At 59.1% G+C, this 26655-nt stretch carries 19 protein-coding genes and 1 tRNA gene; 6 read left to right on the forward strand and 14 right to left on the reverse strand.

Going from position 1 to position 26655, the window contains the following annotated elements; translation table 11 throughout:
• Positions 1-43: 43 nt before the first annotated feature.
• From glgB to RRU01S_RS00960, 6 genes are all read right to left on the reverse strand, one after another.
• Positions 44-2251, reverse strand: a complete 2208-nt coding sequence (gene glgB, locus RRU01S_RS00935; protein WP_045228369.1) for a 1,4-alpha-glucan branching protein GlgB — start codon at positions 2249-2251, stop codon at positions 44-46.
• Positions 2251-4713: a glycogen/starch/alpha-glucan phosphorylase gene (locus RRU01S_RS00940; RefSeq protein ID WP_045228370.1), complete on the reverse strand. Its 2463-nt coding sequence runs from the start codon at positions 4711-4713 to the stop codon at positions 2251-2253. The genes glgB and RRU01S_RS00940 overlap by 1 nt, the downstream gene beginning before the upstream one ends.
• A 226-nt stretch (positions 4714-4939) precedes the next feature.
• Positions 4940-6157, reverse strand: a complete 1218-nt coding sequence (locus RRU01S_RS00945) for a vWA domain-containing protein (RefSeq protein ID WP_108722531.1) — start codon at positions 6155-6157, stop codon at positions 4940-4942.
• A gap of 187 nt (positions 6158-6344) precedes the next feature.
• Positions 6345-7226: a transglutaminase family protein gene (locus tag RRU01S_RS00950; RefSeq protein ID WP_045228371.1), complete on the reverse strand. Its 882-nt coding sequence runs from the start codon at positions 7224-7226 to the stop codon at positions 6345-6347.
• 3 nt (positions 7227-7229) lie between these two features.
• Complete coding sequence (locus tag RRU01S_RS00955) at positions 7230-9638, reverse strand: circularly permuted type 2 ATP-grasp protein (RefSeq protein WP_412674263.1); 2409 nt, start codon at positions 9636-9638, stop codon at positions 7230-7232.
• Between the two features lie 5 nt (positions 9639-9643).
• On the reverse strand, positions 9644-12973 hold the full coding sequence (locus RRU01S_RS00960; protein ID WP_045228372.1) for a transglutaminase family protein: 3330 nt from the start codon (positions 12971-12973) through the stop codon (positions 9644-9646).
• 260 nt (positions 12974-13233) lie between these two features.
• On the opposite strand from RRU01S_RS00960, the gene RRU01S_RS00965 reads away from it, so the two are divergent.
• Entirely contained in the window at positions 13234-14994 is a 1761-nt protein-coding gene (locus RRU01S_RS00965) for an ABC transporter ATP-binding protein/permease (RefSeq protein WP_045228373.1), read from the forward strand.
• Between the two features lie 3 nt (positions 14995-14997).
• Here RRU01S_RS00965 and RRU01S_RS00970 read toward each other — a convergent pair whose 3' ends face one another.
• The 3 genes from RRU01S_RS00970 to RRU01S_RS00980 all read right to left on the reverse strand — a co-directional run bounded on the left by RRU01S_RS00970 (position 14998) and on the right by RRU01S_RS00980 (position 17367).
• Positions 14998-15186 carry a hypothetical protein gene (locus RRU01S_RS00970; protein ID WP_045228374.1) on the reverse strand — a complete coding sequence of 63 codons (189 nt, stop codon included), beginning with the start codon at positions 15184-15186 and terminating at the stop codon, positions 14998-15000.
• 202 nt (positions 15187-15388) lie between these two features.
• On the reverse strand, positions 15389-16165 hold the full coding sequence (hisN, locus tag RRU01S_RS00975) for a histidinol-phosphatase (protein ID WP_045228375.1): 777 nt from the start codon (positions 16163-16165) through the stop codon (positions 15389-15391).
• Between the two features lie 317 nt (positions 16166-16482).
• Positions 16483-17367, reverse strand: a complete 885-nt coding sequence (locus RRU01S_RS00980; protein ID WP_045228376.1) for an N-formylglutamate amidohydrolase — start codon at positions 17365-17367, stop codon at positions 16483-16485.
• A gap of 182 nt (positions 17368-17549) precedes the next feature.
• Between RRU01S_RS00980 and cpdR the strand changes: the two genes are divergently transcribed.
• From cpdR to RRU01S_RS25170, 3 genes are all read left to right on the forward strand, one after another.
• Positions 17550-17912 (forward strand): cell cycle two-component system response regulator CpdR, encoded by a 363-nt coding sequence (gene cpdR, locus RRU01S_RS00985; protein ID WP_027675545.1) that lies wholly within the window; start codon positions 17550-17552, stop codon positions 17910-17912.
• Positions 17913-17994: 82 nt separating this feature from the next.
• Positions 17995-18069, forward strand: a tRNA-Val gene (locus RRU01S_RS00990).
• Positions 18070-18341: 272 nt separating this feature from the next.
• Positions 18342-18488, forward strand: coding sequence for a DUF1127 domain-containing protein (locus RRU01S_RS25170; RefSeq protein ID WP_065701618.1), 147 nt, complete (start codon positions 18342-18344; stop codon positions 18486-18488).
• A gap of 68 nt (positions 18489-18556) precedes the next feature.
• On the opposite strand, the gene fhuB is transcribed toward RRU01S_RS25170, so the two are convergent.
• Positions 18557-20554 carry a Fe(3+)-hydroxamate ABC transporter permease FhuB gene (gene fhuB, locus RRU01S_RS01000; protein WP_052815893.1) on the reverse strand — a complete coding sequence of 666 codons (1998 nt, stop codon included), beginning with the start codon at positions 20552-20554 and terminating at the stop codon, positions 18557-18559.
• A complete protein-coding gene (locus RRU01S_RS01005; protein WP_045228436.1) occupies positions 20538-21413 on the reverse strand; it encodes an ABC transporter substrate-binding protein in 876 nt (291 codons plus the stop codon). The genes fhuB and RRU01S_RS01005 overlap by 17 nt, the downstream gene beginning before the upstream one ends.
• 159 nt (positions 21414-21572) lie before the next feature.
• On the opposite strand from RRU01S_RS01005, the gene RRU01S_RS01010 reads away from it, so the two are divergent.
• Positions 21573-22373, forward strand: coding sequence for an ATP-binding cassette domain-containing protein (locus RRU01S_RS01010; RefSeq protein WP_045228378.1), 801 nt, complete (start codon positions 21573-21575; stop codon positions 22371-22373).
• Between the two features lie 18 nt (positions 22374-22391).
• Here RRU01S_RS01010 and RRU01S_RS01015 read toward each other — a convergent pair whose 3' ends face one another.
• The 3 genes from RRU01S_RS01015 to RRU01S_RS01025 form a co-directional block, all read right to left on the reverse strand.
• Positions 22392-22811 carry a DUF4174 domain-containing protein gene (locus tag RRU01S_RS01015; protein WP_045228379.1) on the reverse strand — a complete coding sequence of 140 codons (420 nt, stop codon included), beginning with the start codon at positions 22809-22811 and terminating at the stop codon, positions 22392-22394.
• Positions 22812-22886: 75 nt separating this feature from the next.
• Positions 22887-24044: a ceramide glucosyltransferase gene (locus RRU01S_RS01020; protein ID WP_045228380.1), complete on the reverse strand. Its 1158-nt coding sequence runs from the start codon at positions 24042-24044 to the stop codon at positions 22887-22889.
• A gap of 121 nt (positions 24045-24165) precedes the next feature.
• Positions 24166-24933, reverse strand: a complete 768-nt coding sequence (locus tag RRU01S_RS01025; RefSeq protein WP_045228381.1) for an EAL domain-containing protein — start codon at positions 24931-24933, stop codon at positions 24166-24168.
• A gap of 194 nt (positions 24934-25127) precedes the next feature.
• Between RRU01S_RS01025 and RRU01S_RS01030 the strand changes: the two genes are divergently transcribed.
• A complete protein-coding gene (locus tag RRU01S_RS01030; protein ID WP_045228382.1) occupies positions 25128-26636 on the forward strand; it encodes a helix-turn-helix transcriptional regulator in 1509 nt (502 codons plus the stop codon).
• Positions 26637-26655: the final 19 nt, after the last annotated feature.

The raw sequence follows: 26655 nt of genomic DNA on the forward strand, positions 1-26655 counted from the left end.
GTTCCCATAATATCAAAGCGCCGATTGTGTGTTCGGTGTCCTTTTAGTTTTCCAACTCCAGCATGATGACGGCAAGCGGTGGCAATGTCAGTGTCGCGCCGATGCTGCCGCCTGCATCCACAGCCTGCACGCGTCCTCCATTGCCCTTGCCGGTGCCGCCATAAATCTCGGCATCGGTGTTGAGCACTTCGCGCCAGCGCCCGGCTGTCGGCAGCGGCACGTAAAAATTTTCCCGGTAGACAGGCGTCAGGTTGGAGATGACGGCCACCGGCTTTTCACCCGGTGCCAAGCGCAGCCATGCCAGAACCGAATTTTCGTGGTCATCGGCAATCAGCCACTGGAAACCTTCCGGTTCGCAATCGCGTGCATGCAGCGCGCCCTTGGAGCGGTACATGAAATTCAGATCGCGCACGAGCCGGCGCATGCCTTCATGCATATGATATTGCAGCAGGTTCCAGTCCAGCGACGACTTCTCGCTCCACTCGCTCCACTGCGCAAATTCCTGCCCCATGAACAGCAGCTTCTTGCCGGGATAACCCCACATGAAGGCGTAGTAAGCGCGCAGATTGGCAAATTTCTGCCAGTCGTCACCGGGCATCTTGGCGATCATCGAGCCTTTGCCGTGTACCACTTCGTCATGGGAAATCGGCAGGACGAAGTTTTCTGAGAAGGCATAGAGCAGGCCGAAGCTGAGTTCCTGATGGTGGAACTTGCGGTGCACCGGCTCGCGCTGGAAATAGCTCAGCGTGTCGTGCATGAAGCCCATATTCCACTTGAAGCCGAAGCCGAGACCGCCTTCATGCACGGGCTGGGAGACCTTGGGCCATGAGGTGGATTCCTCGGCAATGGTCATGACGCCGGGGTGGTTGCCATAGATCAGCGTGTTCATCTGCTGAAGGAACCGCACGGATTCCAGGTTCTCGCGCCCGCCATATTCGTTGGGCACCCACTCGCCTTCCTTGCGGGAATAATCGAGGTAGAGCATGGACGCCACGGCATCGACGCGCAGGCCATCGAGATGGAATTTCTCGGCCCAATAGAGCGCGTTATTGATGAGGTACGACATGACCTCGACGCGGCCGAAATTGTAGATTGCCGTGTTCCAGTCCGGGTGGAAACCCTGGCGTGGATCGGCATGTTCATACAAAGCCGTTCCGTCGAACCATTTCAGGCCGTGCTCATCGACGGGGAAGTGGGCAGGAACCCAATCCAGCAACACGCCGATGCCAACCTTGTGCGCGCCGTTGACGAAACGGGCAAAGCCTTCCGGCTCGCCGAAACGCGCAGTGGGGGCGTAGAGGCCGGTGGTCTGATAGCCCCAGGACGGATCATAGGGGTGCTCGGTTACAGGCATGAACTCGATATGGGTAAAGCCCATATCGGCGCAGTAGGGAATGAGCCGTGCGGCCAGTTCATCCCATGTCAGGAAATCGCCATTGTCGCCATATTGCCAGGAGGAGGCGTGGACCTCGTAAATGGTGATCGGCTGGCGGCGCTGGTCGATACTGGCCCAATGCTTACGGTGCGCCTCGTCATCCCAGTCCTGAACGAGTTCCGGCGTGGTGACGGAGGCATTCTTGGGGCGCAATTCGGCGCGGCGGGCGTATGGGTCGGCTTTCAGTGGCAGCAACTCGCCATGTGGACCGATGATTTCGAACTTGTAGCTGCATCCGGCATAAACATCCGGCGCGAAGATTTCCCAGATGCCGGTGTCCTTGCGGAAACGCATGACGTGGCGGCGGCCATCCCAATTGTTGAAATCGCCGACGACAGACACGCGCCGGGCGTTGGGTGCCCAGACGGCAAAATGAAAGCCTTCGACGCCTTCAAGCTTCAGCGGATGCGCGCCCATCTTGTCGAACAGGCGCAGGTGCGAGCCTTCCCGCACGAGATAATCGTCCATGGGGCCGAGAACCGGGCCGAAGCTGTAAGGGTCGGTGACGGCCCATTCCGCATCGTCGCGCAGCGCGCGGTAGCGGATCGGCTGACGTTTGGAAAGCGTGATGGGGCCTTCGAAGAAGCCGTCGGCATCGGTACGGGTCAACTCACCCGCAACATTGCCGTCCAGTGTCATCACCGTCACCTCTTCCGCACCGGGAATGAAGCAGCGGGCCACAAAGCCGTCCGGCGTCTGGTGGACGCCCAGGACGGCAAAGGGGTTGGAATGCAAACCGCTCTTGATTGCCTCGATCTCAGCCTTAGCGATGGTGCCAGTCTTTTTCTCTTCGGCAGAATTGAGCGGTTTTTTCATCAGGCTCTCCAGATTTCGGACGCATATTGCCGGATCGTCCTATCAGACGAGAACCAGCCCATGCGTGCCGTATTGCGCACAGTTTTTTCGTACCAGCTTGCCGGTTCGCTCCAGATGGCATCGACGTCACGCTGTGCTAGTGCGTAGGCGTCGAAATCTGCGGCGACCATAAACCAGTCGTTGTTGTAGATGCCGTCCATCAGGCCTGCAAAGCGCGAGGGGTCATCGGGCGAAAACACGCCTGACGCAATGGAAGACAGGGCCTGAGACAGTTCGGCCGAATTTTCGATGATCGCGCGCGGATTGTGTCCATCGGCGCGTGCCTGCGACACTTCTTCTGCGGTCTTGCCGAAAATCATGATGTTTTCTGCACCGACATGCTCGAGCATTTCGACATTTGCGCCGTCCAGCGTGCCGATGGTGAGCGCGCCGTTCAGACCGAATTTCATGTTGCCAGTGCCGGATGCTTCCATGCCGGCCGTGGAAATCTGTTCGGACAGATCAGCCGCCGGAACCATAATTTCCGCAAGAGACACGTTATAATTTGGAATGAAAACCACTTTCAGAAGACCGCGTACTGCCGGATCGTTATTGATGACACGCGCGATATCATTTGCGAGCTTTATGATCAGCTTGGCGTTGTGATAACTCGGCGCTGCTTTGCCAGCAAAGAACTTAACGCGTGGCACCCAATCCAGTTCCGGGCGCGAGCGAATTTGATCATAAAGAGCAACGGCTTCCACCAGATTCAGAAGCTGGCGTTTGTATTCGTGGATGCGTTTGATCTGGATGTCGAACATGGCGGATGGATCGACGCGAATGCCCATGCGCTGCGCGACCAGATTGGCAAGGCGGGCCTTGTTCTGGCGCTTGATTTCGGCAAATTTCTCGCGGAAACCGGCATCGTCTGCAAAGCGATCCAGCGCCACCAGCTTTTCCGCGTCATCCAGAAAATCATCGCCGATGGATTCGCGAATGAGGCCTGTGAGGCCGGGGTTGCACTGCATCAGCCAGCGGCGCGGCGTGATGCCGTTGGTCTTGTTGTTGATGCGGTCGGGGTAGAGCATGTGAAGGTCGGAAAACACCGTTTCCTTCATCAGCTCCGTGTGAAGCGCCGACACGCCGTTGATGGAATGCGAACCGATGAAGGCGAGGTTGCCCATGCGCACGCGGCGTTCACCGCCTTCCTCGATCAGCGAGATGGAGCGGATCTGCTGGTCGACCAGCTTTTTTTCCTTGCGGGCAAAGACGAGCGTCTGCGCATTGATCGCGTAGATGATCTGCATGTGGCGCGGCAATAGCCGCTCCAGCAACGGCACAGGCCAGCTTTCCAGCGCTTCGGGCAGAAGCGTGTGGTTGGTGTAGGAGAAGGTGCCGCGCGTCAGCGTCCAGGCTTCGTCGAATTCCAGGCCGTGCATATCGCACAGAAGACGCATCATTTCAGCGATGGAAATGGCCGGATGCGTATCGTTGAGCTGGATGGAGACCTTGTCCGGCAGGTTCGAAAAATCAGGATATTGCTGCAAATGGCGTCGCAAAATGTCCTGAAGCGAGGCCGATGAGAAGAAATACTCCTGGCGCAGGCGCAATTCCTGTCCGGCCGGGTTGGCATCCGCGGGGTAAAGCACGCGCGTCAGCGCTTCGGCCTTGTTGCTTTCTCTGAGAGCACCGATGTGGTCGCCCGCATTGAAGGCATCGAGCAGGATCGGGTCGATCGGTTGGGCCGACCACAGACGCAGCGTGTTGACGCGGGTGCCGCGCCAGCCGACCACGGGTGTGTCGAAGGCCGTGGCAATCATGCGCTCGGACGGTTTCCAGACGAAACGCTCGGGGTCTTCATATCCACCGACGGTCTCGACGCCACCGCCAAAACCGATTTCATAGGAGCTTTCGCGGCGCTCGAACTCCCAGGGGTTGCCGTGGGCAAGCCATGTCTCGGGCAGTTCCACCTGCCAGCCATCGGCCATCTGCTGGCGGAAGAGGCCGTGGACGTAACGAATGCCATAGCCGTAAGCGGGAATATCGACGGTTGCCATGGATTCCATGAAGCAGGCGGCGAGGCGGCCAAGACCGCCATTGCCCAGCGCCGCATCCGGCTCCAGCCCGGCGATTACATCGAACTCGACACCCAGCGATGTCAGCGCTTCCTTGATTTCGCCCATCAGGCCGAGATTGGAAATGGCATCGCGCATCAACCGGCCGATCAGAAACTCCAGCGACAGATAATAAACCCGCTTGGAATCGTGCTGATACGCCTTGCGGGTCGATTCCATCCACTTGTCGATGACACGGTCGCGGATGACCAGAATGGTGGCGGTCAGCCAGTCATGCGGCTTTGCAACCTTTACGTCCTTACCGATGCGATAGGTCAGTCGTTCGATGATTTCGGAGGCGAGAACATCTGGCTCCGAGCTGCGCGGCGCAGGGCGAGGAAGATCGTTGGTTTCGAGTTTATTGATCATTGGTCGGTCAGCACCTTGGTGGGAGGAGAGTGTCTGATTCTGTCGATCGGCGTGGTTGTCATGTTGGCAATTTATGCACCGATACGAGGTTGTGGCAACAGCCGTTTTATCGGAAACGTGAATGACTTAGAGTGTTACAACATGCTTATGGTCGCTATGTGAAAGCAATAAAAAACCACGGAAACCCCTGTGGTTTCCGTGGTCTATCAAATGGCGGTTAAGGATTTCAGTTCGTCAGACGGCTGACATTGCCGGATGCTTTTCTGGCGATGTCACCGAAGGCCTCGACGATTTCTTCCATATTCTCCGGCGCGTAATAGTTGTCCGCGCTAGTGGCGCAGGCCTGGAGAAGCGATTTGCCCTTGGCGGGTGCCATGAAGGCGACGGTGAAGATTTTGATATCGTCGGCTTTGGCTTTGACGCAGGTGTTGCGAACGGCAGCATCGACTGAGGAATTCCAGTTTGCGCTGTCACCGGTCATTTCGCCGTCTGTCATCAGAACGATGAACCGTTGGAACGATTTGTTTTCGCCATCTTTTTGCGCTTTTGCCTCAGCCGGATTTGAGGATTTGAGAGCATCATAGGCAGCTGTCAATGCCGCATTCGCATCCGTCCCACCCGTGGCCGACAGGGCCTGAATATAGGTGTTCGATTTTTTCGTACCCCAGTTCAGTGCCTGTGGCAGTGAACTCTTGTCATTGTATGCGATTGCTCCAGTCCGCACGAGACTGGATTCGGGCGAGCCGCTCGATTTGTATGTCGGGTCTGATTTGTTGAGCGTATCCACCAGATAGCTGACAGCGGTTTTCAGAGACGTCATTTTGTTGACGTAGCACGGTCTGGTGCTGTCCATCGGATTGGGCCAGCTATTCTCATCATAGTTGGCACACGAATACTTGCTTCTATCGACCGTGTTGGTCTTGAACGACATTGACCCGGAGCGGTCCAGTACCAGATACATGGACAAGGGCGCGCCATTGTTGAAGCTGCTTTCCGCGGTGCTGGTGGCGCTGATCGTTATCGAGGTTGCCCCGACAAGACCGAGCAGCGGATTGAGCGGCATCTGGTAGCGGACTGTCGTGGAAATTTTAAAATTGGTGCCTTTGGTGGTGTTGCTTCTGACAGGCACGACGTCGGTATTGTCCCCAAAGGTTTTCTGGGCGGCTGGCGTCATATCCTGTGCGAATTCCTGGCCGCTCAGAAACTGTTTGACGACTGTCTTCAGCTCTTCATCGCTCTTGTCGCCTGCGGATTCGCGGAACATGGTGGCTGCGGCCAAAGTCGCGCCATCGGCAGCGTTCTGCAAATCGGATTTGACCTGAAGTGCCTTGTTGAACTCGATCCCAGCACCGGCAAAGCCCATCAAGAGCGGCAGCGTGATGGCCGTTATCATGGCAAAATTGCCCTGTCTGTCGCGCAACAGCGCCCGCATCCGTGTCTTCATTCCGGCCCCGTTGAACATCATGTTCACCTGTTGGATTGTTGTATGGAATCAGCACTACTGCGTGGCGATGTAGATTTTCCTAACGTAACCTGCGCAAATTGAGCGAGTGCTCAAAACGGGACGGAATTTCGTCGTGAAACGAGGCGCTGCGTCATCCCGACACGCCGGTGGTCGCGTTGTGGGACAGTCAGGCTTTGACCGGAATGACATCCACGGCCTGCGTGGTCTGCTGGTTGCCGTAGCTTTTCAGCACGCCGATCACAGGGGCGATGTCGGCGTAATCTCGACCGTAACCGACGACGATGTGGTCGCTGCCCGCGACGATGTCGTTGGTGGGGTCGAGTTCGATGTAACCCGTCGCCTCGCCGCACCAGACGCGCACCCAGGCATGCATGGCATCCGCCCCTTCCAGCCGTTCCTTGCCGGCTGGCGGAATGGTGCGCAGGAAGCCGCTGACATAGCCTGCGGGAATACCGAGGCTGCGCAGCGCACAAATCATGATGTGGGAGAAATCCTGGCAGACGCCGCGTTTCAGTTTGAAGGCTTGCGCCGGTGTCGTATCCACCGTGGTCGCCTCGCCATCATATTTGAAGTCCTTGTAAATGCGTTTGCACAGCGCCATCGCGATTTCGCGGATTGTCATGCCGGGCGTGATGGTCTCGCGGGCATAGGCTGCAATCGCGGCGTTTTCCCCGATGCGCGGGCTGATGCCCGCGAAATGGTGCGGCGATTGCGGATCGAGCGACCAGACATTGGCCAGTTCCCGCGGCAGCTTGACGAGTTCCGGTGAGAAATCTGCGGTCAGCGATGTGCTTTCCACCGAGACGCGGGCCTGCATGCGGATATCCAGCTTGTCATGCGAGGCGCGCAGATAGACGGATGTCGCGGTCTGCTGGAAAAAGTCGTCGAAGACGGTGCGCTCTTCCGGCGAGGGTGAAACACTGAGTGTGCCCGCAATGAGCCTTTGCCTGCCGGGGATGGACAGCGGCATGATACGAATGATGTGGCGCGCACCGGACGCCAGCGTGTCGTAGATATAGCCCATGTGCAGCGTCAGATCGTAGAGCATGGGCTATCCGAGATATGTCTGTGCAAGAACGTCCGAGAGATGTTCCAGATCCTGTTCCAGCTGCCGGAAGACGGCAGGCGACAGGTTTTCCGGCGTCATCACCGCAAGGCCGGAATGGACGCGCATGGCCTCGCGGTAGAAGGATGACATCTGACCATTGACGAAGGCATTGGGCAGTTGCTCCACCTCGGTGCGGATTTCGTTGAGCTGGAAGAGAATGGACCGCGGGTTGAGCGGATCGAGGCCCAGAAGGTCCATTACGGTTAGACCTGCCGTGTTCACATTGTAACGGCGGCGGTGGGTCATGACGCTGTCGCCGATTTCCAGCAGCATGTCGTAGGACCCGTCAGGTGCATCCGGGCCGCTCATATGGCCGAGAAGGCGGGTCAAATGCAGCCCGCGTTCCAGATAACGACCGATGGAGAGGAACCGCCAGCCGGTGAAACGATACATGTTTTCATGCACCAGACCGGCAAAGCCCGCCAGTTTGCGCAAGAGCACCGTCATGGCATGGGTCGCGTCATCACCGGCGGCAACCTTGCTCTGGAAGCGGCGTGCGGTTTTTGACAGATCGTTCAGCGCCAGCCAGCCATCGGGCGAGAAACGGTCTCTGATATTGCTGGCGGAATAGATCGCGCTGTTGATATTGGCGATGAGGCTTGCGGGAACGGCTTCCTCGACGTCGATATCGACAGTTTCGAGGTAGGCGGTGACGTGGGCCAGAAGCGGCTGTTTCGGATCGGCGGATTCAGCATAGCGAGCGTGCCATGCGCGCAGAATGCGCAGCGCCCCTTCGGCGCGCTCGATATAGCGGCCCAGCCAGAACAGATTGTCGGCGGCACGGCTCGGCAGGCTGCCGGGCATATTGCGGATGAAGTTTTCTTCCGCTGGTAAAAGCGTGGTGCGCTCCACCGGCTTGTCGGAGACGATCCAGACATCGGCGGCGCTGCCGCCAGCCTGCATGGCAATCGCGGCCGTATCGTTGCTGCGGCCAATGCGGGCAAAGCCGCCGGGCATGACCTGCCATCCATCCTGCGTGCGGGCCGCGAACACGCGAAGGCTCATGGGGCGCGGCACCAGCTTGCCATCGATATAGGCTGGAGTCGTGGAGAGTGTGACGACTTCCTGACCCACCAGCTTGTTGCCGTCGCTTTCCAGCCAGTCGCCGATGGAATCCTTGGCCGTTTCGCGCAGTGTGGAGCCGAGAACGGATTGGCCGTTATCATCGAAGAAGGGCAGGCGCGAATAGGCGGGGCCGATGACCATGCGCTCGATGTTGTGTGCCACATGTTCGCGCTCGGACGGCTGGCCGCACCACCATGTTGCGATGGACGGCATGGCCAGGTCTTCGCCCAGCAGATGGCGGCAGATGGCGGGCATGAAGGCGAGCAGCGCACGGGTTTCCAGAATGCCGGTGCCCAGCGCATTGACGAAGCTGAGCGAGCCGGAGCGCAGCGCCTGCACCATGCCCGGCGTGCCGATATGGGAGTTCTGGTCCAGCTCCAGCGGGTCGGTATAGGATGCATCTAAACGCCGCCACAACACGCCTACAGGCTTCAGGCCCGCCACGGTGCGCACCATGACGCGGTTGTTGACGACGGTGAGGTCTTCGCCTTCCAGCAGCATGAAGCCGAGATAGCGGGCGATATAGGCATGTTCGAAATAGGTTTCGCTGGCGGGGCCGGGTGTCAGAACCGCGATCCGCTCATCGGGATGCTGACGGTGCGACTGCAACGTATCGCGAAACGCGCCGAAGAATGAGGCGAGACGATGGACATGGGATTCGGCATAGATATCGGAAAAGGCACGGGTGGTGGCCACGCGGTTTTCCAGCGCAAACCCCGCACCCGACGGGGCCTGGGTGCGGTCCGCCAGCACCCACCAGTTGCCATCGGGCCCGCGCCCGATTTCAAACGAACAGAAGTGCAGATAGTGGCCATTGGCCGGTTTCACGCCCGCCAGAGCGCGCAGATATTCCGGGTTGGAGGCGACCAGCGACGGCGGCACGTAGCCCTGCTGTACCAGTCGGTTTTCGCCATAAAAATCCGCCACAATGCTTTCCAGCAGATTGGCGCGCTGGACGAGACCGCGCGAGACGGCTTCCCATTCCTTCTCGTCGATGAGAACGGGAATGTGTGAGATTGGCCAGTTGCGTTCGCTGTTTCCTTGCGCGCTGTAATCGCGATAAAACACGCCGGCATCGCGCAAATAACGGTCGGTGCGGGCAAAACGCTCATGCAGTTCCCGTTCGCCCATGCGCTCCAGCGCATTGACGAAAGGTTGCCAGACCGGGCGGATGCGGCCGTTGATATCCAGCATCTCATCGGCAATACCGGGTAGGGCACGGTAGCCCAGCATGGATGCCATGCCGGGTTTCGCGTCTATCCGTTTCCGTGCCGGTGCCTTTGCCAACGAAGTCACACTCCCTGCGGGCGTCTTAGATCGAGCGTCAGCGGGAATTCCGGTGACGCTGCTTCCGGCCACAGCGGATAGTGACCGGCGGTATGCCCCCAGGGCTCGAAGCGTGCAAGGCGTCTTGCTTCTGCTTCGTTTCCGTTGATGGGGAACGTCTCATAGGTTCGCCCGCCCGGATGCGCAACATGATAGATGCAGCCGCCGATCGATCGGTTCGACCATGTATCATAAATGTCGAAGGTCAACGGAGTGTTGACCGGCAAGGCCGGGTGCAGACCCTGTGACGGCTGCCACGCCTTGAAGCGCACACCGGCAACGGAAACACCTGAATCATCCGTCTGCTTCATCGGCACGGCGCGGCCATTGCAGGCCACGGTGTAGCGGGACGGGTTGGAGGTTTCCAGCCGCACCTGTAAACGCTCAACCGAACTGTCCACATAACGCACGGTGCCGCCGATGGCACCCTGTTCGCCCATGACATGCCATGGCTCCAGCGCTTGGCGTAGCTCCAGTTTGGAGCCCTCATATTCGACCTCGCCGAAGAAGGGGAAGCGGAACTCCAGCTGGGCTACGAACCATTCCGGTTTCACGTCGAAGCCGTTGTCTTTCAGGTCTGCAAGAACATCGAGGAAATCGGCCCAGATGTAATGCGGCAGCATGAAACGGTCTGCGAGCGCCGTGCCCCAGCGCACGAATTTGCCACCAGACGGGTTTTTCCAGAAGCGGGCGATGATGGCGCGGACCAGCAATTGCTGGGCAAGCGACATGCGGGCATTCGGCGGCATTTCGAAACCGCGGAACTCCACCAGACCAAGACGACCGGTCGGGCCATCCGGCGAAAACAGTTTGTCGATGCAAATCTCGGAGCGGTGGGTGTTGCCGGTAACATCGGTCAGCAGATTGCGGAACAGGCGGTCCACCAGCCACGGCAGCGGTGCTGCGCCTTCGCCCGGCATCGGCACCTGCGCCATGGCGATTTCCAGCTCGTACATGCTGTCATGGCGGGCTTCATCGATGCGCGGTGCCTGGCTGGTCGGGCCGATGAACAGGCCAGAGAACAGATAGGACAGCGATGGATGGCGCTGCCAGTGCAGCACGAGGCTTTTCAACAGATCGGGACGGCGCAGGAACGGGCTGTTGTTGGGGTTGGCACCGCCCACCACCACATGGTTGCCGCCGCCGGTGCCTGTGTGGCGACCGTCGATCATGAATTTATCCGCACCCAGCCGGGTCTGGCGGGCGTCCTCATAGACCGCGGTGGTGATATCGACGCAATCCTTCCAGCTTTCAGCCGGGTGGATATTGACCTCGATGACACCGGGATCGGGCGCGACGCGGATGACGTTCATCCGCTCATCATGCGGCGGGGTGTAGCCTTCGATATGCACGGGCAGGCCGAGATCGGTCGCTGCGGCTTCTGCGGCGGCGACGAGATCGAGATAATCCTCGATGCGTTCCACCGGCGGCATGAAGACGCAGAGCCGCCCGTCGCGGGCTTCGACGGACATGGCAGTGCGGACTTCGCCATTGATATCGCTGATCGATTGCTCGATGCGCTCCTGCGTTGTCCCTTCCGAAGCCTGAAACGAGGCTTCGGGCAAAGCACGGGCGGACGGGGCCTGGGTATCCGGTAGCGGTCCACGGGGAACCGAGGGGTCAGCCGGGTGGATATAGGGGAATTTGGATTCCGGAACGTGGGGCAGGGTGCCAAGCGGAATGCGGTACCCGACCGGGCTGTCGCCCGGCACCAAAAAGATGCGACCGCGCCGGGTCTTCCACTTTTCGCTCATCCAGCGTTTCTCGGAGGTCGCCTTGGCGTTCCACGCCTGCACCGGCAAAATGTAACCGGTCGGTGTCGTAAGGCCACGCTCGAACACGCGGGCGATGCGGTTGCGCTCTTCCGGGTCTTTCAGCTTGGAATTGGACGGATCGACATTGTCGGGAAGGTTGCCTTCCTTGATCAGCCATTCCGCCGGGTCTTCGTAAGCTGGCAGTACCAGTTCCGGCGCGATACCGATATTGGTGGCGATGTTGGTCAGCAGCTTTTCTGCGTCTTCCGATGTGACGCCGGTATCGGCCCCTTCGCGAGCGACCAGATCGGGATTGTGCCAGACCGGCTTGCCGTCCTTGCGCCAATAGAGCGAAAACGTCCATCGCGGCAGGCTCTCGCCCGGATACCACTTGCCCTGACCGTAATGCAGGAAACCATTGGGGGCGAAGCGTTCGCGCAGTTTGCGGATCAGCACATCGGCCTTTTCCCGCTTTGTCGGGCCGACGGCATCGGTGTTCCATTCGCCGGATTCGAAATCATCGATGGAGACGAAAGTCGGTTCGCCACCCATGGTCAGCCGCACGTCCTGCTCGGCCAGCACCTTGTCTACCTGTTCGCCCAAGGCGTTCAGGCGGTCCCAGCTTTCGTCCGAAAACGGCTTGGTGATGCGCGGATGTTCGGCCACACGGGTGACCTTCATATCGAAGGCGAATTCGGTGTTGGCCTGGCCATAATAGCCGCCGGAAATGGGCGCAGCATTGCTGAAATGCGGGGTTGCAGCCAGGGGCACATGGCTTTCGCCGGTCAGGAGGCCAGATGTCGGATCGAGGCCCACCCAGCCTGCACCGGGAAGATATACTTCCGCCCAGGCGTGCAGATCGGTGAAGTCCACCTCGGTTCCCGAGGGGCCGTCCAGCGCCTTCAAATCCGGCGTCAGCTGAATGAGATAGCCGGAGACGAAACGCGCGGCAAAGCCGAGATGGCGCAGGATCTGCACCAGCAGCCAGCTTGTGTCGCGGCACGAGCCCTTGGCAGAGGAAAGCGTTTCTTCCGGCGTCTGCACACCGGTTTCCATGCGGATGACATAGCCGATTTCGCTTTGCAGCCGGGCATTGAGACCGACGACCATATCCACAGTCGGCTGGCCCGCCGTCCAGTCGAGGGTTTTCAGGTAGTTTTCCAGAAGTGGGCCGGTCGGTTCCGGCGTCTGGTAGATCGACAGGTCGGCCTTCAACGTTTCGGGATATTCGAAAGGCCAGTAGGTGGCGCTTTCTTCCACGAAAAAGTCGAAGGGATTGTAGACCGTCATATCGGCGACAAGATCGACCTCGATCCTGAACTCCGTGACCGGATCAGGAAAAACGTAACGGGCCAGAAAATTGCCGTAAGGATCCTGTTGAAGGTTGACGAAGTGATTGGCGGGCGTGACCTTCAACGAATGGCTGATGACATGGGTACGAGAATGCGGCGCAGGCTTCAATCTGATGATCTGAGGTCCGAGGCGAATTGGACTGTCATATTTATAATGCGTCAGATGATAGATGCTTGCTTTGATTGACATACTTGCCCTTGCCCGGTTGTTCCGGTTTGCGCGCGGATGGTGCCGCCCCTCTTTAATTCACGCGACTTTGTGCAATGCACGCAAAGAAAGCAAGGAACATTTCAAGCGGCTCGCGCATTGCTGCGCAACGTGCTTCGCTGGGTTTCGTGTCGGAAGTGGACAAGCTTTCGCGTCATGCTATTGCTGTCACGACACGCATGTAGGGTTGATGCCTGCAGGAGCCTTAGAATTCAAAATATCATGGAAATGGCAAGGTACTGATGGCGCAAGGTAATCTGTCCGCGGAAACGGCCGGCCATCCGTCCTTCGATCTGACCTTCAAGGCGCAGTTGGCCATGATGGGCAGCGCCTTCTGGACCTCCAAGGTCCGTGGCAAGCTCATTCTTCTGATGTGTGCGCTTTTGACCATCATTCTCGTCACGGCTTACGGTCAGGTCAAACTGAACGAGTGGAACGCGCCGTTCTACAACGCGCTGGAACGGCGTGATCTCAACGCATTCCTGCACCAGCTCGAAGTCTTTGCGATGATTGCGGGAACGCTTCTGCTGCTCAACGTTTTCCAGACATGGCTGAACCAGATGACGGCGCTGAACATGCGCGAGGGGCTGGCCAAGGATATGGTCGATCAGTGGTTCAGGCCCGGCCGCGCTGCCCGTCTTGCGGGTTTCGGTGCCATTGCCATCAATCCCGATCAGCGCCTGCACGACGATGTTCGCAACCTGGCCGAAAGCAGCACGGCGCTGGCCATCGGTCTCGTCAACGCCACCATTCTGCTGGTCAGCTTCATCGGTGTTCTCTGGGGCCTGTCAGCAGGTTTCGCCATCGAAATCAGCGGCAAGATGGTGGAAATACCGGGCTATATGGTCTGGGCGGCGCTCATCTATGCGGGCTCGGCTTCGCTGCTCAGCAACATCGTCGGCTACCGGCTGGTGCCGCTGAACGCCGAGCGCTACTCCAAGGAAGCGGAACTGCGGTTTTCTCTCATGCGGGCCAGTGAGAACGTGACAGCCATCACGCTGGCGCGGGGCGAGAAGAACGAACGTCACCGCATCGGTGAAGACATCAACGCCGTGCTGGGCGTCATCAAGGGGCTGGCCATGGCGCTGACCCATCTGACATGGGTTTCGTCCGGTTACGGATGGCTGGCCATTGTTGCACCTATTCTGATCGCCGCTCCCGTGTACTTTTCCGGAAACTTGAGCTTTGGTGGCTTGATGATGGCGGTGGGTGCCTTCAACCAGGTCAACGTCGCCTTGCGTTGGTACATCGATAATTTCGGCCCTATCGCAGCCTGGAAGGCGACGTTGCAGCGTGTCTCGGTGTTTCGCAATGCGCTGATCCAGATGGACAGCATCGAGCGCCATGGCAACACTATCGAGATCGAACAAACCACCTCGGGAACGATCGTCTGGGCGTCGGTGGAAATCAGCCCGGATGCGGGCGGGCAGGATCTGTCGCGGATTTTTCGGCTGCGGGAAGCGCCGGTCGAGATCAAAGCCGGCGACCGCCTGATGGTGAACGGCGATCAGGGCGTGAACCGGCGACTGTTTTTTGCAGCCGTTGCAGGCCTGTGGCCCTGGGGTCGCGGCAAGATGACGATGCCACCGCGCGAGGAAATGCTGTTCATCGCCCAGCATGGCTATTTACCCGCAGCGCCGTTGCGTGAAATCCTGTGCTATCCGCGCAGCCCGCAGAAATTTCAGGAGCAGGATTTTCTGGATGCTCTGGAAAAGTGCGGCCTTGGCCACATCATTCCCCGCATCGATGACAATGTTCGCTGGGACAAGAAATTCGATTCCGACGAGCAGGCCTGCGTGCGCGTGGCCAATGCGCTGGTGCTCAAGCCCCGCTGGCTGTTCATCGACGATCTTCTCGAAGGTCTTGAGACGGACACCGTCGACAGGCTGGCGGGCGTTCTGGCCGGTATGAAGGACACGACCATCGTCTATATCGGCCGTTCGGAAACCATCTTGCAGGTGCTATCACCGCGCGTGGTGCATCTGGATTTGGTGAAGACGTAACGCCTACATTTTGGCAAGCGACGGACCGATGGAAATGGCTGTCGTATCGATGACATGCGGCGATGGCTGTACCACCCGCATGAGGCGGATCGGTGCGATGGTCATGAACAGGACGAGCGCCACAACGGCCATGACAACCATCCGGTCATCGCGTTTTTGCTTAACGGTATTGCCACTCCAGTCATATGCCATAGCGACCTCGCGTATATTAGCGTAAAAGAATTCAACGCAAGAGTGCCGGAGTATGGTTAACAGACAGTTACTGCCTGATCGAATTCCTTGCTAAGGCAGGACATGATCGGATGCCACGCAAAACATCGCGCTGCGAAATGGACAACTGCTGCGCGCAGGCGCGTCGCAGACCATTCGACATCAGTTGTTGATCGGTGCGTTCTCAGAGGCCGGAGAGAATGGCCAGCGCCTGTTCATGAACCGCTTTGCTGCCAGCGGCAATGATGCGGCCTGCGGCTTCCGGTCTGCCGCCATCCCAGTTGGTGATGATGCCACCGGCCTGCTCGATGATGGGAATGAGCGCGCCGACATCATAGGGCTTCAGGCCGGATTCGATGACCAGATCGGCATGCCCACCGGCCAACAGGGCGTAGGCGTAGCAATCCACACCGTAGCGGAACAGGCGAACCTTTTCTTCCACCGCACCATAACGCGCGGCTTCGTCAGGGGTGAAAATATGCGGGGAGGTGGTGAAGAGGATTGCGTCCGATAGCATTTCGCAGGTGCGGGTCTTGACCTGCCTGTCGCCGCCCGGACCGAAGTACCAGGCCTTCTGGCCATCGGCGAAATAACGCTCGCCGGTAAAAGGCTGGTCCATGATGCCCATGACGGCGCGACCGGAGGATTGAAAGCCGATCAGCGTTCCCCAGACGGGCAGGCCGGAAATAAAAGCGCGGGTGCCATCGATGGGGTCGATGACCCAGACATGCTCGCGGTCGGTTCCGACGTTGCCGTGTTCCTCGCCCAGAATGCCGTGGTCGGGGAAGTGTTCGGTAATGAGCGCTCGGATGGCAGTTTCAGCCGCCTGATCGCCTTCCGTTACCGGATCGTAGCCGCCATCCAGCTTGTTGGCGACGGCGATGCCGGTGCGAAAGCGTGGCAGGGTCTCAGCCTTGGCGGCATCGGCAAGACGGAAAAAGAAATCGCGATCTGGCAGCATCAGAACCTCACTATGCGGATTTCGAAACGTCATAGCGCGCTTCGATGTGCCGCGTCTACTCAGGCGCCGATGTTCAAAATGCGAGCATGTTTTTTGCTTGTCGGTGCGAATTGTGAGCAATCTGTATTAATTTGAATAATATATGGGCAAAAATAAATATGATTGACAATTAAGCACATTGGGCATAATTTTTGAGTCACAGTCTTTGACTGTAAATACCCTCCTTGGGTGTTTCCTCCCTAGACTTGACCGCGCCGAGGCGCGGTTTTTTTTGCCCGCTTGTTGGCGGACTGAAAATCTGTCGTCATTGGGGGGCGTTATTCGGCCGCGAAGGCCATGTCGATGGCGTATTCGGATACGAACATCGAGAGCTGGCGCATGAAGGCCTCGAGCGCCGCTTGCACAGCTGCAAACTCCCGCGTTTTCAGCAGCGTCTTTTCATCCACATACAGCGCCCTGCTGACCTCGATCTGCAAGGCATGCAGCGAGCGGATGGGGCGGCCGTAATGTTCGGTGATGAAGCCACCGGCATAGGGCTTGTTGCAGACGGCGGTAAAGCCGAGTTCTTCGAGAAAATGCAGGGCGGCGCGAGAGATTTCCGCCGAGGCGCTGGTGCCGAATCGGTCTCCTATAATCACGTCGGGGCGTATATTGGAGCCCGCGAGGCGAATATTGCCGGGCATGGAATGACAGTCGACCAGAACCGCCATACCGAAATTGGCGTGGGTGCGCGATACCAGCTTGCGAAGGCAGGCATGGTAGGGCTTGTAGATTTGTTCGATCCGCGACAGGCCTTCATCCACCGGCAGCCGGTGGGTGTAGATATCCATGTTCTCGGCCACGATGCGCGGCACGGTTCCCAGCCCACCCGCGACCCGCATCGAGCCGATATTGGCGTAAGACGGCAAAGGCCCCTCGAACATGCGCGGATCGAGTTCGTAGGGCTCGCGGTTCACATCCAGATAGGCGCGCGGGAAGTTGGCCTTGAGCAGGGGCGCGCCCATATCGACGGCGCCGGAAAACAGCTCATCGACATAATGATCTTCCGAACGGCGAATCTCGTAAGAGTCCAGCCTGGATGATTCGAGGAAGGAAACCGGGTAGCAGCGACCGCTATGGGGGGAGTTGAAAACGAACGGAATGCTGTGAACGGCCGGTTCGTGCACCTCGAAGAGTTCGTACTCGCCCGTAACCCAGTCCATTCCGCCCCGTTTACCATGTCATAATTCTGCCAGAAGCTTCATGTTGCCAGTTAAGGCAGAGCAAGTCCATACTGTGCAACAGTCGCCCGAGTCATGATTCTACCGTTCACGTGATATTTACTGAAGATGCGGTATGATCGGGATAAGGTAATTCCAATAATCCAGAAGCTACGGTCATTTAAATGGTACAGAAAATTCTTCTCGCGGAAGATGACAATGATATGCGCCGCTTTCTCGTGAAGGCGTTGGAGAAAGCCGGGTACAAGGTTTCCTCATTCGACAATGGCGCCAGCGCCTATGACCGGCTTCGTGAAGAGCCTTTCTCGCTTCTCCTGACCGACATCGTCATGCCGGAAATGGACGGCATCGAGCTTGCCCGCCGCGCGACCGAACTCGACCCTGATCTCAAGGTCATGTTCATCACCGGCTTTGCGGCTGTTGCGCTCAACGCTGATTCGAAGGCGCCGAAGGATGCCAAGGTGCTTTCCAAGCCTTTCCACCTTCGCGATCTCGTCGATGAAGTGAACAAACTCCTTGTAGCGTAAGGCCTCGCATAAACCTTTCACAAAACTGAAAAAAAGCAGTTGACGCTTCATCCGGTTTCGTGATTTATGCGCCGCAACGGATGGGCGTATAGCTCAGCGGGAGAGCACTACGTTGACATCGTAGGGGTCACAGGTTCAATCCCTGTTACGCCCACCATCCTCATTCAAAAGTATCAAGGCCTTGCGAGCAATCGCGAGGCCTTTGCTTTTTGGAGTCTTGTTGGTCTTCAGCCAGTATAATTTCCATTGTCTCTTTCGATGCCCGACTTTTCACCACCGTATATGTGACCTATGCACCAAACGCATGGCGGGCGTGAGAGCTTGTGTCTTATCGTGGAGGGTGCATGGGGCTATATTCCAATCATCGAAACGACGTTGGAACCCAAGCAAGGTTGCTGGCGTCAGGAAGCCTCACGAAAGGGGATTATCATGAACGTAGCACGCTCTTTCAACAACTGGCGCAAGTATCGTCAGACCGTTACCGAACTTGGCCGTATGAGCTCGCGTGAGCTTCAGGACCTCGGTATTTCCAGGTCTGAAATCCACAGCGTTGCCCGCGCATCCGTCGGTCGCTAAGACAGCCTGAATTTCAGATTTGATGATTGTCAACGCCCGTGCACGTCGCGGGCGTTTTTGCGTTTGTCCTATCCCGCTTTCTTCGATGCCATCAGCCACAGCAGATACGGGCCTCCGATGAGGGACGCAAACAGGCCGACCGGGGTTTGATAGGGGTAGATGACGACCCGCGACAGCCAGTCGGCGGCCATCAGGATGCCGGCACCGATGAGGATGGCGGCGGTGAGCTGGTGGTGCGGTTTTTGGAAGCCGATGAGGCGGGCGAGGTGAGGGGCGATGAGGCCGGTGAGGCTCAAGGGTCCCACCAGGAAGGACGCAATCGCCGTCATCAGCGCCGCGAACATTGCCAGTACGAGCCGGGCGGAGACGGTCTGCACACCAAGGCTGCGGGACACGGCATTGCCGAGCGGCAGGATGGTGAGCCAGCGGGTCATGAACAGCACGGGCACGGTCAGGACGACGAGTGAGACGATGGCTGTCCAGGCCTCGAAGGCACCGGCGCGGCTGGTCGATCCCGAAAGCCATGTCAGGAGAATGAAGCCACGCATATCGCCTTGCGCCAGCACCATGCTGATGATGGCCATGGAAAAGGCGCTGATGGCGATGCCAGCGAGCAGCAGCCGTTCGGCAGACAAGCCGGAGCGACCGGCGACCGCGATCATGACGAGAAAGGCTGTGAGCGCGCCTGTGGCCATGCCCGCGATCATCACGAAAGGCGAGGGGAGGCTGAACAGGAAGAGCGTGGCGGTGAGGCCTGCGCCGCCGCCGGTGGAAACGCCCAGCACTTCCGGGCTGGCGATGGGGTTGCCGGTCACGCGCTGCATGATAAACCCGGCAGCGCCCAGCATGGCCCCGGCACCGCCCGCCGCCGCGATGCGCGGCAACCGGAAGGGAAGAAGATCGGCAAAGGACTGTCCGAACGCCGCACCCCATCCGTGGGCGGATGGGCCGAAGGTAATGACGAGAGCAAACAGGATAGTGATGGCAGCCGCGAGAATGGCAAGCGCCATTGCCGGTTTGCGGAGCTGTTTCAGCGCGGTTGCGGCACTCGCCGTCGCCATCGAGAAACCCTGGACGCGGGGCAGGAGCACCAGCAGAAGCGGGCCGCCGAGCAGGGCGGTTGCCGCACCTGTCGGCGCGAGATCGGAAAAGCCGGAACCCAGCAACTGCGTCAGGCAATCGGTCAGAAACAGGATGGCAGCGCCGGTGAGCGGTGCCACCGTCATGACCTGCGTGGTGGTGCGCGCGCCGCACAGCCTTGCGACGCTGGGGGCAGCGAGGCCTAAAAAGCCGATGATGCCGACGAGCGCCGTGACCGATGCCGAGAGCCAGACGGCCAGGAGAAGAACGGCAAAGCGCGTGGCGTGAAGTGCAACCCCTAGGCTTCTGGCGCTGGTATCATCGAGTGCGAGAAGATTGAGCGGTCGCATTAGCGCGAAGGCTGCAAGCATGCCGGCTACGAGTTTGGGGCTGAGCGAGATAACGCCGCTCCAATCCTGCTGGTTCAGCGCGCCTGCGCCCCAGATATGGATGGAGAGCGCGTATTCGCCGCGTGCGAGAATGAGGGCGATGCTGAGAGAGGCGGCGACGAGGCTGACGATCATGCCGGAGATCGCCACCGTAACGGGATCGAGCCCGCGTCGCCAGCTGAGCGCGAGCACGATGGCGACAGCGGCAAAGCCGCCACCCAGCGCGATCAGTTCCCGAGAGATGCCACTGAGAACAGGCGCCATGCCTAGACCGAGCGTTAGCGCCAGTTGCGCGCCGGATGCGATGCCGAGCGTGGATGCGTCAGCGATGGGGTTGCGCAGCACCCGTTGAAGCAGGGCGCCCGACAGGCCAAGGGCCGCACCGGCAATGAGCGCGATGGCCGCGCGGGGCAAGAGACTGTCCCACAGCAGGATCGTGTCGAGGATCGCAGCTGACGGTGTCTCCACTGGCACGTGCGGGCGCAGGACCAGCAGCAGGGCAAAGGCGGTGATGCAGGCGAGCCCGAGCATGATCGCGAAGCCAGAGGCGGGCATGGCTGTGCGGGTTGGCACGGGGAGACTACCCGTTCTGGACATGGGACAATCCTTGCGCCAGCATATCGGCAAAGCGGCTGGCCGCGGGCAGCGCGCCGTAGGGGTTGATCGAGCCGATGGTCACGACGCGGTTTTCCCGCATAGCAGGCAGAGCGTTCCAGAAGGCACTTGTGGTGAGTGCGTCCAGGGCGTCCTGCGGGTGCGGCGGAATCAAGATGATGGTGGCGTCGGGCATGGCGGCCAGTGTCTCGATGCCCACGGGTGCCGTTGCGGAATAGCTGGTAGCGCTTTTCCAGGCATTGGTGAGGCCGATGCGTGTCAGCACCTCTCCGAACATGCTGTCAGCGCCAAAAACGCGAAAGTGGCGCGCATCGCCCAGATTGATCAGCAGGACAGGCCGTCGATGGTGGGCGAGTGTGGATTTGTGGCGCTCGAGCCGGGCGGCCAGCTCGTCAACGAGATTTTGGGCCGCCGGTAATTGTAGCCGCTCGCCAATGGCCAATGTTGCCTTTTGCGCCAAGGCATAGGGGCTTTCGCCTGATGTGTAGATGGCGTGGCTTTCCACGGGTGCGATGCGGCCAATCAGCGGATCGGCCCATGCGTAGAAATTCGAGTTGAAGATGATATCGGGACGCGCCGCATAAAGCGCCTCGAAATTCGGCGTGCCGCGCAGGCCGATATCCATCGTTTCGGGCGGCACATCAGGCTTGACCGCTACCTGGGCGAACTGGCGAAGCTCGGTTGCGGCCACCACATTTGCGCCGATTGCCAGCAGGGTTTCCAGCAGCGCCCAGTCCAGCGTTGCCACCCGTGGTGCCGACGGCTGTGCGCTTGCGCGGCCAGCCACGACGAAGGTGGCAGCCGTGGCGGCAAGAAGGGTCCGGCGGGTCAGAGGTGGCATTCGCGGCGTCTCTCCTTGCCCGCATCGGATGATCAGATTTTCCAGAAAACGGGCGTCAATAAACTTGCATTCGTTTATCAACTTTGTGTATGGCGTCAATATCGATGGTCTCAGACCAGCCAGTTTCCACCCTCAAACGAAGTCCGCGTGGATATGCCAATGCTCGACCTGTCGAAAGCCAACACGTCGCCGGTTCTGTCGTTGACGGAGGTGAGCTTTGCCGTCGAGAGCCGCACGCTTTTGCACCCGCTGACGCTTCAACTGGAGGCGGGCAAATCCATCGCGCTGATCGGCCATAATGGCTCCGGCAAATCGACGCTTCTGAAACTGATTGGGCGGCAGCAGAAACAAAGCGGCGGCACCATCCATTTCGAGGGCAAGCCGCTGGATGATTGGGGTGCGCGGGATTTAGCCCGGCGGCTGGCCTATCTGCCGCAGAGAACACCGGCGGCCCCCGGCATGCTGGTCAAGGAATTGGTCGCTCTGGGGCGGTACCCCTGGCACGGCGCGCTGGGGCGGTTCGGCGCAAAGGATCAACAGAAGGTGGATGAAGCGATCGAACTCACCGGCATTGCGCCTTTTGCCGAGCGCATGGTTGACAGCCTGTCGGGCGGTGAGCGCCAGCGGGTGTGGCTTGCCATGCTGGTGGCGCAGGATGCGGCGTGTTTGCTGCTGGATGAGCCGATTTCCGCGCTCGATATCGGCCATCAGTTGGAGGTTCTGTCCCTCACGCATGATTTGTGCCGCAAGAAGGGCATTACCGTCATCACCGTGCTGCATGATGTGAATATGGCGGCACGGTTCTGCGATGAGATCGTCGCCCTGCATTCGGGACGGCTGATTGCCCATGGCACTCCGCAAGAGGTGATGACGGCGGATGAGCTTGCCCGCATCTACGATGTGCGGATGGACATTCTCCACCAGCCATCCAGCGGACGTCTGGTCGCGCTGGCGCAATAGGCATAACCAGCCGGTGACCTACTTCTGTCCCGCCTGTCGCATCGGCATGCGGTCGATGAGATCGAACAATGCCACGCTGCCAACGACATCGTCGCTGCGCAGCTTGATGCCGCCATCCTTGCCGATCAGCACCGCCTCGAAAGCTTTGCCGTTGGCGCCAGCCTCACGCGTCAGCGTTTTGGCGTCGAGACCGCCAGCGCTGCCGAAGATGGGCGTGACGCTGTTATCCGTCACATGCAGCACGACCATATCGCGATCGGCAAGTTCGGCTTCCTGTTCGCGAACGGTTTCGATCTGCTTTTGAACTTTCGCGTCTTCCGTTTTGCCGAAGACGACGAGCACCCGGTTTTTCCAAGTGAGATGCGACAGGCTATCCATGCTCCACCCTTGCGTGTTCCATGCCAGCAGCAGTGCTGCGGCCAAAAGAAGCTTTTTCACGGTTTCATACCTCGTTGTTAAGAGGTGAAACGTGTGGAGGCGGCACTGGTTCTCACACAGTTTGGTGTTTTCGCGTCAGGTCAGCTCGGCAGTGGAGGGGGAGAGGCTGCTCTGGTCGGTCGCCACCGTCATCATATTGCCGCGCCACGAGACCGAAGAGCCCAGCAGGCTTTTGGTCCAGACGGCGGGCAGAAGGAGGTCGCGGATCATCATCGCTGTTAAGCTTCGCCACGAAATGTGCCAACCGGCGTGTTTGGCGAGATAGAGTTCCGGCAGATAGAAGCTGGCGAGAATGGCTGCTCCGCCCGCGCAAACGGCTGTTGGTCCGGCGCCAGCCAACAGCAGTGCTGCCATCGTCAGCAGAAGTGGCGGAACCGCGCCGACGAAAATTTCCGGTGCGAAGAACAGCGGGAAGGTCACGCGCCGCAACCTGCCCCAGCGTGTCTGGCGCGACCAGATTTCACGCAGGCTGCGTTGTCCCAGCGGCTGTTCGAACGGCAATGACACGAGGTGGACGTTTAATCCTGCCGCCCGCACCAGCTTGGTGGCCGCCGCATCCTCGGCAATTTCAGCGCCCAGCGCTTCGATGCCGCCGCGCGCATTCAGGAACGGCTTGTGCCACAGCATGGTCTTGCCCTGGGCAAAGCCGCCGCCCAGCGCTTCTGCCGAATATTGGTAGCGGGCCTGGAACGTGTTGAGGAAGCTACATTCGACCTCTGCCCAAAGGTCGAAAGGACGCGAGCCGATGGGCGGGGAGCAGACGAGACCGGTGTCGTTGCGCCACGCCGCCATCAGCGTGGTGATGTAATCAGGCGGCATCAGCACGTTGGAATCGGCCAGAATAACCCAGTCATGGGCTGCTGCCCGCCAGCCCTTGACGCAATTGTTGAGCTTGGGATTGGCGCTGATCCGGTCGTCGCCGATCAGCACCGTGGCATTGATCTGCGGATGGGCCGTGATCTGTGACTGGACCTCCCGGATGACGGGATCGTTCTTGTCGGCCACGCAGAAGATGATCTCGTAGTCTGGCCAGTCCAGCGCGAATGCGCGGGAAATCGTCAACGGCGTGAAATTCTCGATGCCGCGCAGGGGAATGACGAGCGATACCGCTGGTTTCGATGCCGAAAGTGCATTGGGTCGGGGTGTTCGTTTCAGACGGATTGCTGCAAGCGTGATGCTGAGAAGATGCACGAAGAGCAAAACGAGCGCGCCAACGGCAAGGGCAATATCCATGCGAGATCAACCTCCGCGCTTCGCCTCACGACTGAGAATCGGCTTTGTGTTGATACAGCAATTATAACGCCTTCATGACAGGCGCGTGTCACACGCCTGTCTTTGCCGTTGAAGCGTTTCTTCAGACCGCGTGGGCCAGCGGCGGCGTCGACAGGCCGGGCGTTGCCAGCGCCTCGAAGCTTGGCTTTGCCAGCAGATACCCCTGGATGAGACTGACGCCCAGGTCTTTCAGAACCGAAAGCTCGCCATAGGTTTCCACACCTTCGCAGAGCGGTGTGATGTTGAGTTCAAACAGCATGTTGAGCGTGTGTTTGACGATGGTGCGCCGGGCAATGTCGGTATCGATGCCACGGATCATGTCCATATCGAGCTTGACGATATCGGGCTGGAAATGGGTCAGCAGGCCAAGACCCGAATGGCCCGCGCCAAAATCGTCGATGGCCGTTTTGAAGCCCATATCGCGATAGGTGCGCAAAATGTCGAGGATGTGCTTGGTGTCGAGTTTTTCGTTTTCGGTAAATTCGAAGATGATGCGGTTGAGCGGAAAGCCGGTCTTCATCGCCGTCTGCAAGGTCAGGCGAATGCAGGCGCGCGGCTCGTAAACGGCATTCGGCATGAAATTGATCGATAGCTTCGTATCGTCTGCGGGGTCATAGAGCTTTGCGGCCAGCTCAATGGCCTTGACGCGACATTGCTGGTCGAAGGCATAGCGATTGTCCTCTTTGACCTGGCTCAACACCGAGCCCGCGCCTTCGCCATTTGCGCCGCGCACTAACGCTTCATGGGCAAACACCTTGCCTGTGGTCACGTCGACAATGGGCTGGAACGCCATGGAAAATGGTACGTCAAATGCAGCGCCGTCGCGGCAACCATTGCACTGTGTGGGCATGGGTGAGCTCTCTCTGTCCGTTGTTTTTCGGAACATTAGATTATAAGGGATTAAACTTTCATTGATGTAATATGCTCAATCACAACCTTTCCGATACGACCGTGTCGTTTGTGTGTGCGGCGCTCGCTTTTCTCGCTGAGAGACGGCATGATGCCAGGACGTGATTGTTTTACCCAGCGCAGCCGAGACACGATATGAACGACGTTCCCACGCCACCCAGGATCAATCGCGGCAGTCTTCAGGAACTGATCGGCGGCTTGAGCGACGGGATTATCTTGGTAAAGCCGGATGGTACCATCGTCTGGGCCAATGAATCGGCCCTCGACATGCACCGTGTCGACGCCATCGAGGCGCTGGGGGCGGATGCCAGGGACTATCGCCGCAGGTTTACGCTGCGCTATCGCAATAACCATCTTCTGGAAGAGGGGCAATATCCGCTCGAGCGCCTGCTTACCGGCGAGACGATCGACGATGTGACGGTGGAAATATCACCCGCCGACGATCTCGATCTCGTCTGGGTGCACACCGTGCGCAGCATGATCATTTCCGATGGCACCGACAAGCCGGACGTGCTGGCGTTGATCCTGCGTGATGAGACGCCACGTTTCGAGGCCGAGGAAAGGTTCGAGCGTTCCTTCAACGCCAACCCCGCGCCGGGGCTGATCTGCCGGTTGGATGACCACCGTTTCATCCGCGTCAATGAAGGCTTTCTGGAAATGACCGGGTTTTCCAAGGAGGACGTGGTTGGCAAGACGGTGGAGGCGATAGGCCTGTTTTCCAACTGCGATACGGGTGAGGATGCACTGACCAAGTTGGGTGAGGGCCGGGTGATCCGCCACCGCGAGGCCCTCGTTCCGCTGCCCGATGGCGGCGATCGGCTTGTGATCGTGGCAGGTGAGCCGATCTCCGTGGTCGAAGAGCCCTGCATGCTCTTCACCTTTGCCGATCTCGATGCCAGACGAAAAGCACAAAATGCGCTGCGCCAGAGCGAGGAGCGTTTTTCCAAATCCTTCAAGCTTTCGCCCGCACCGGCTGCCATCTCCCGGCTGGATGATTTCGTGTTTACGGAAGTCAATGACGCGTTTCTGCAAATCTCCGGTTACGGTGCGACCGAAATCACCGGGCGCACGGCCAGCGATCTGCGTCTGTGGGAAGACGTGGCCGCACGGCGAGCGCTGGAAGAAAAGCTGCGCGACAATATTTTCGTTCGCAACGAAACCTGGCGCATGCGCCAGAAGGATGGCGGCATGGCCGATTGCCTGGTGTCTGCCGAGCGGGTGGAAATCAACGACGAGCAATGCGTGATCTGGGCGCTTCAGGATGTGACCGAGCGTCGGCGCAGCGAAGCGCAACTGGTCGAGGCCATCGAAAGCGTGATGGCCGATACGTCCTGGTTCAGCCGCTCCATCGTCGACCGGCTGGCCACGCTCAAGCACCAGTCGACGGCAGCACCCACGGCACAGCTGATGGAACTGAGCGACCGCGAGCGCGAAATTCTGGGCCTGATCTGCAACGGCCAGAGCGATGCGGAGATGAGCGACACGCTGCATCTGTCCAAGAACACCATCCGCAATCACATTGCCTCGCTCTACGGCAAGATCGGCGTTAACCGGCGGGCGGCGGCGGTGATCTGGGCGCGCGAACGTGGCTTTACCGGCGTGACCGACGCCAAGGCCAAAGCCAAGGCAAAGAGCAAAAAATAATCGGAAATCCGACAGGATT

It is taken from the genome of Agrobacterium rubi TR3 = NBRC 13261, from assembly GCF_000739935.1.
GTDB classification, from domain to species: domain Bacteria; phylum Pseudomonadota; class Alphaproteobacteria; order Rhizobiales; family Rhizobiaceae; genus Agrobacterium; species Agrobacterium rubi.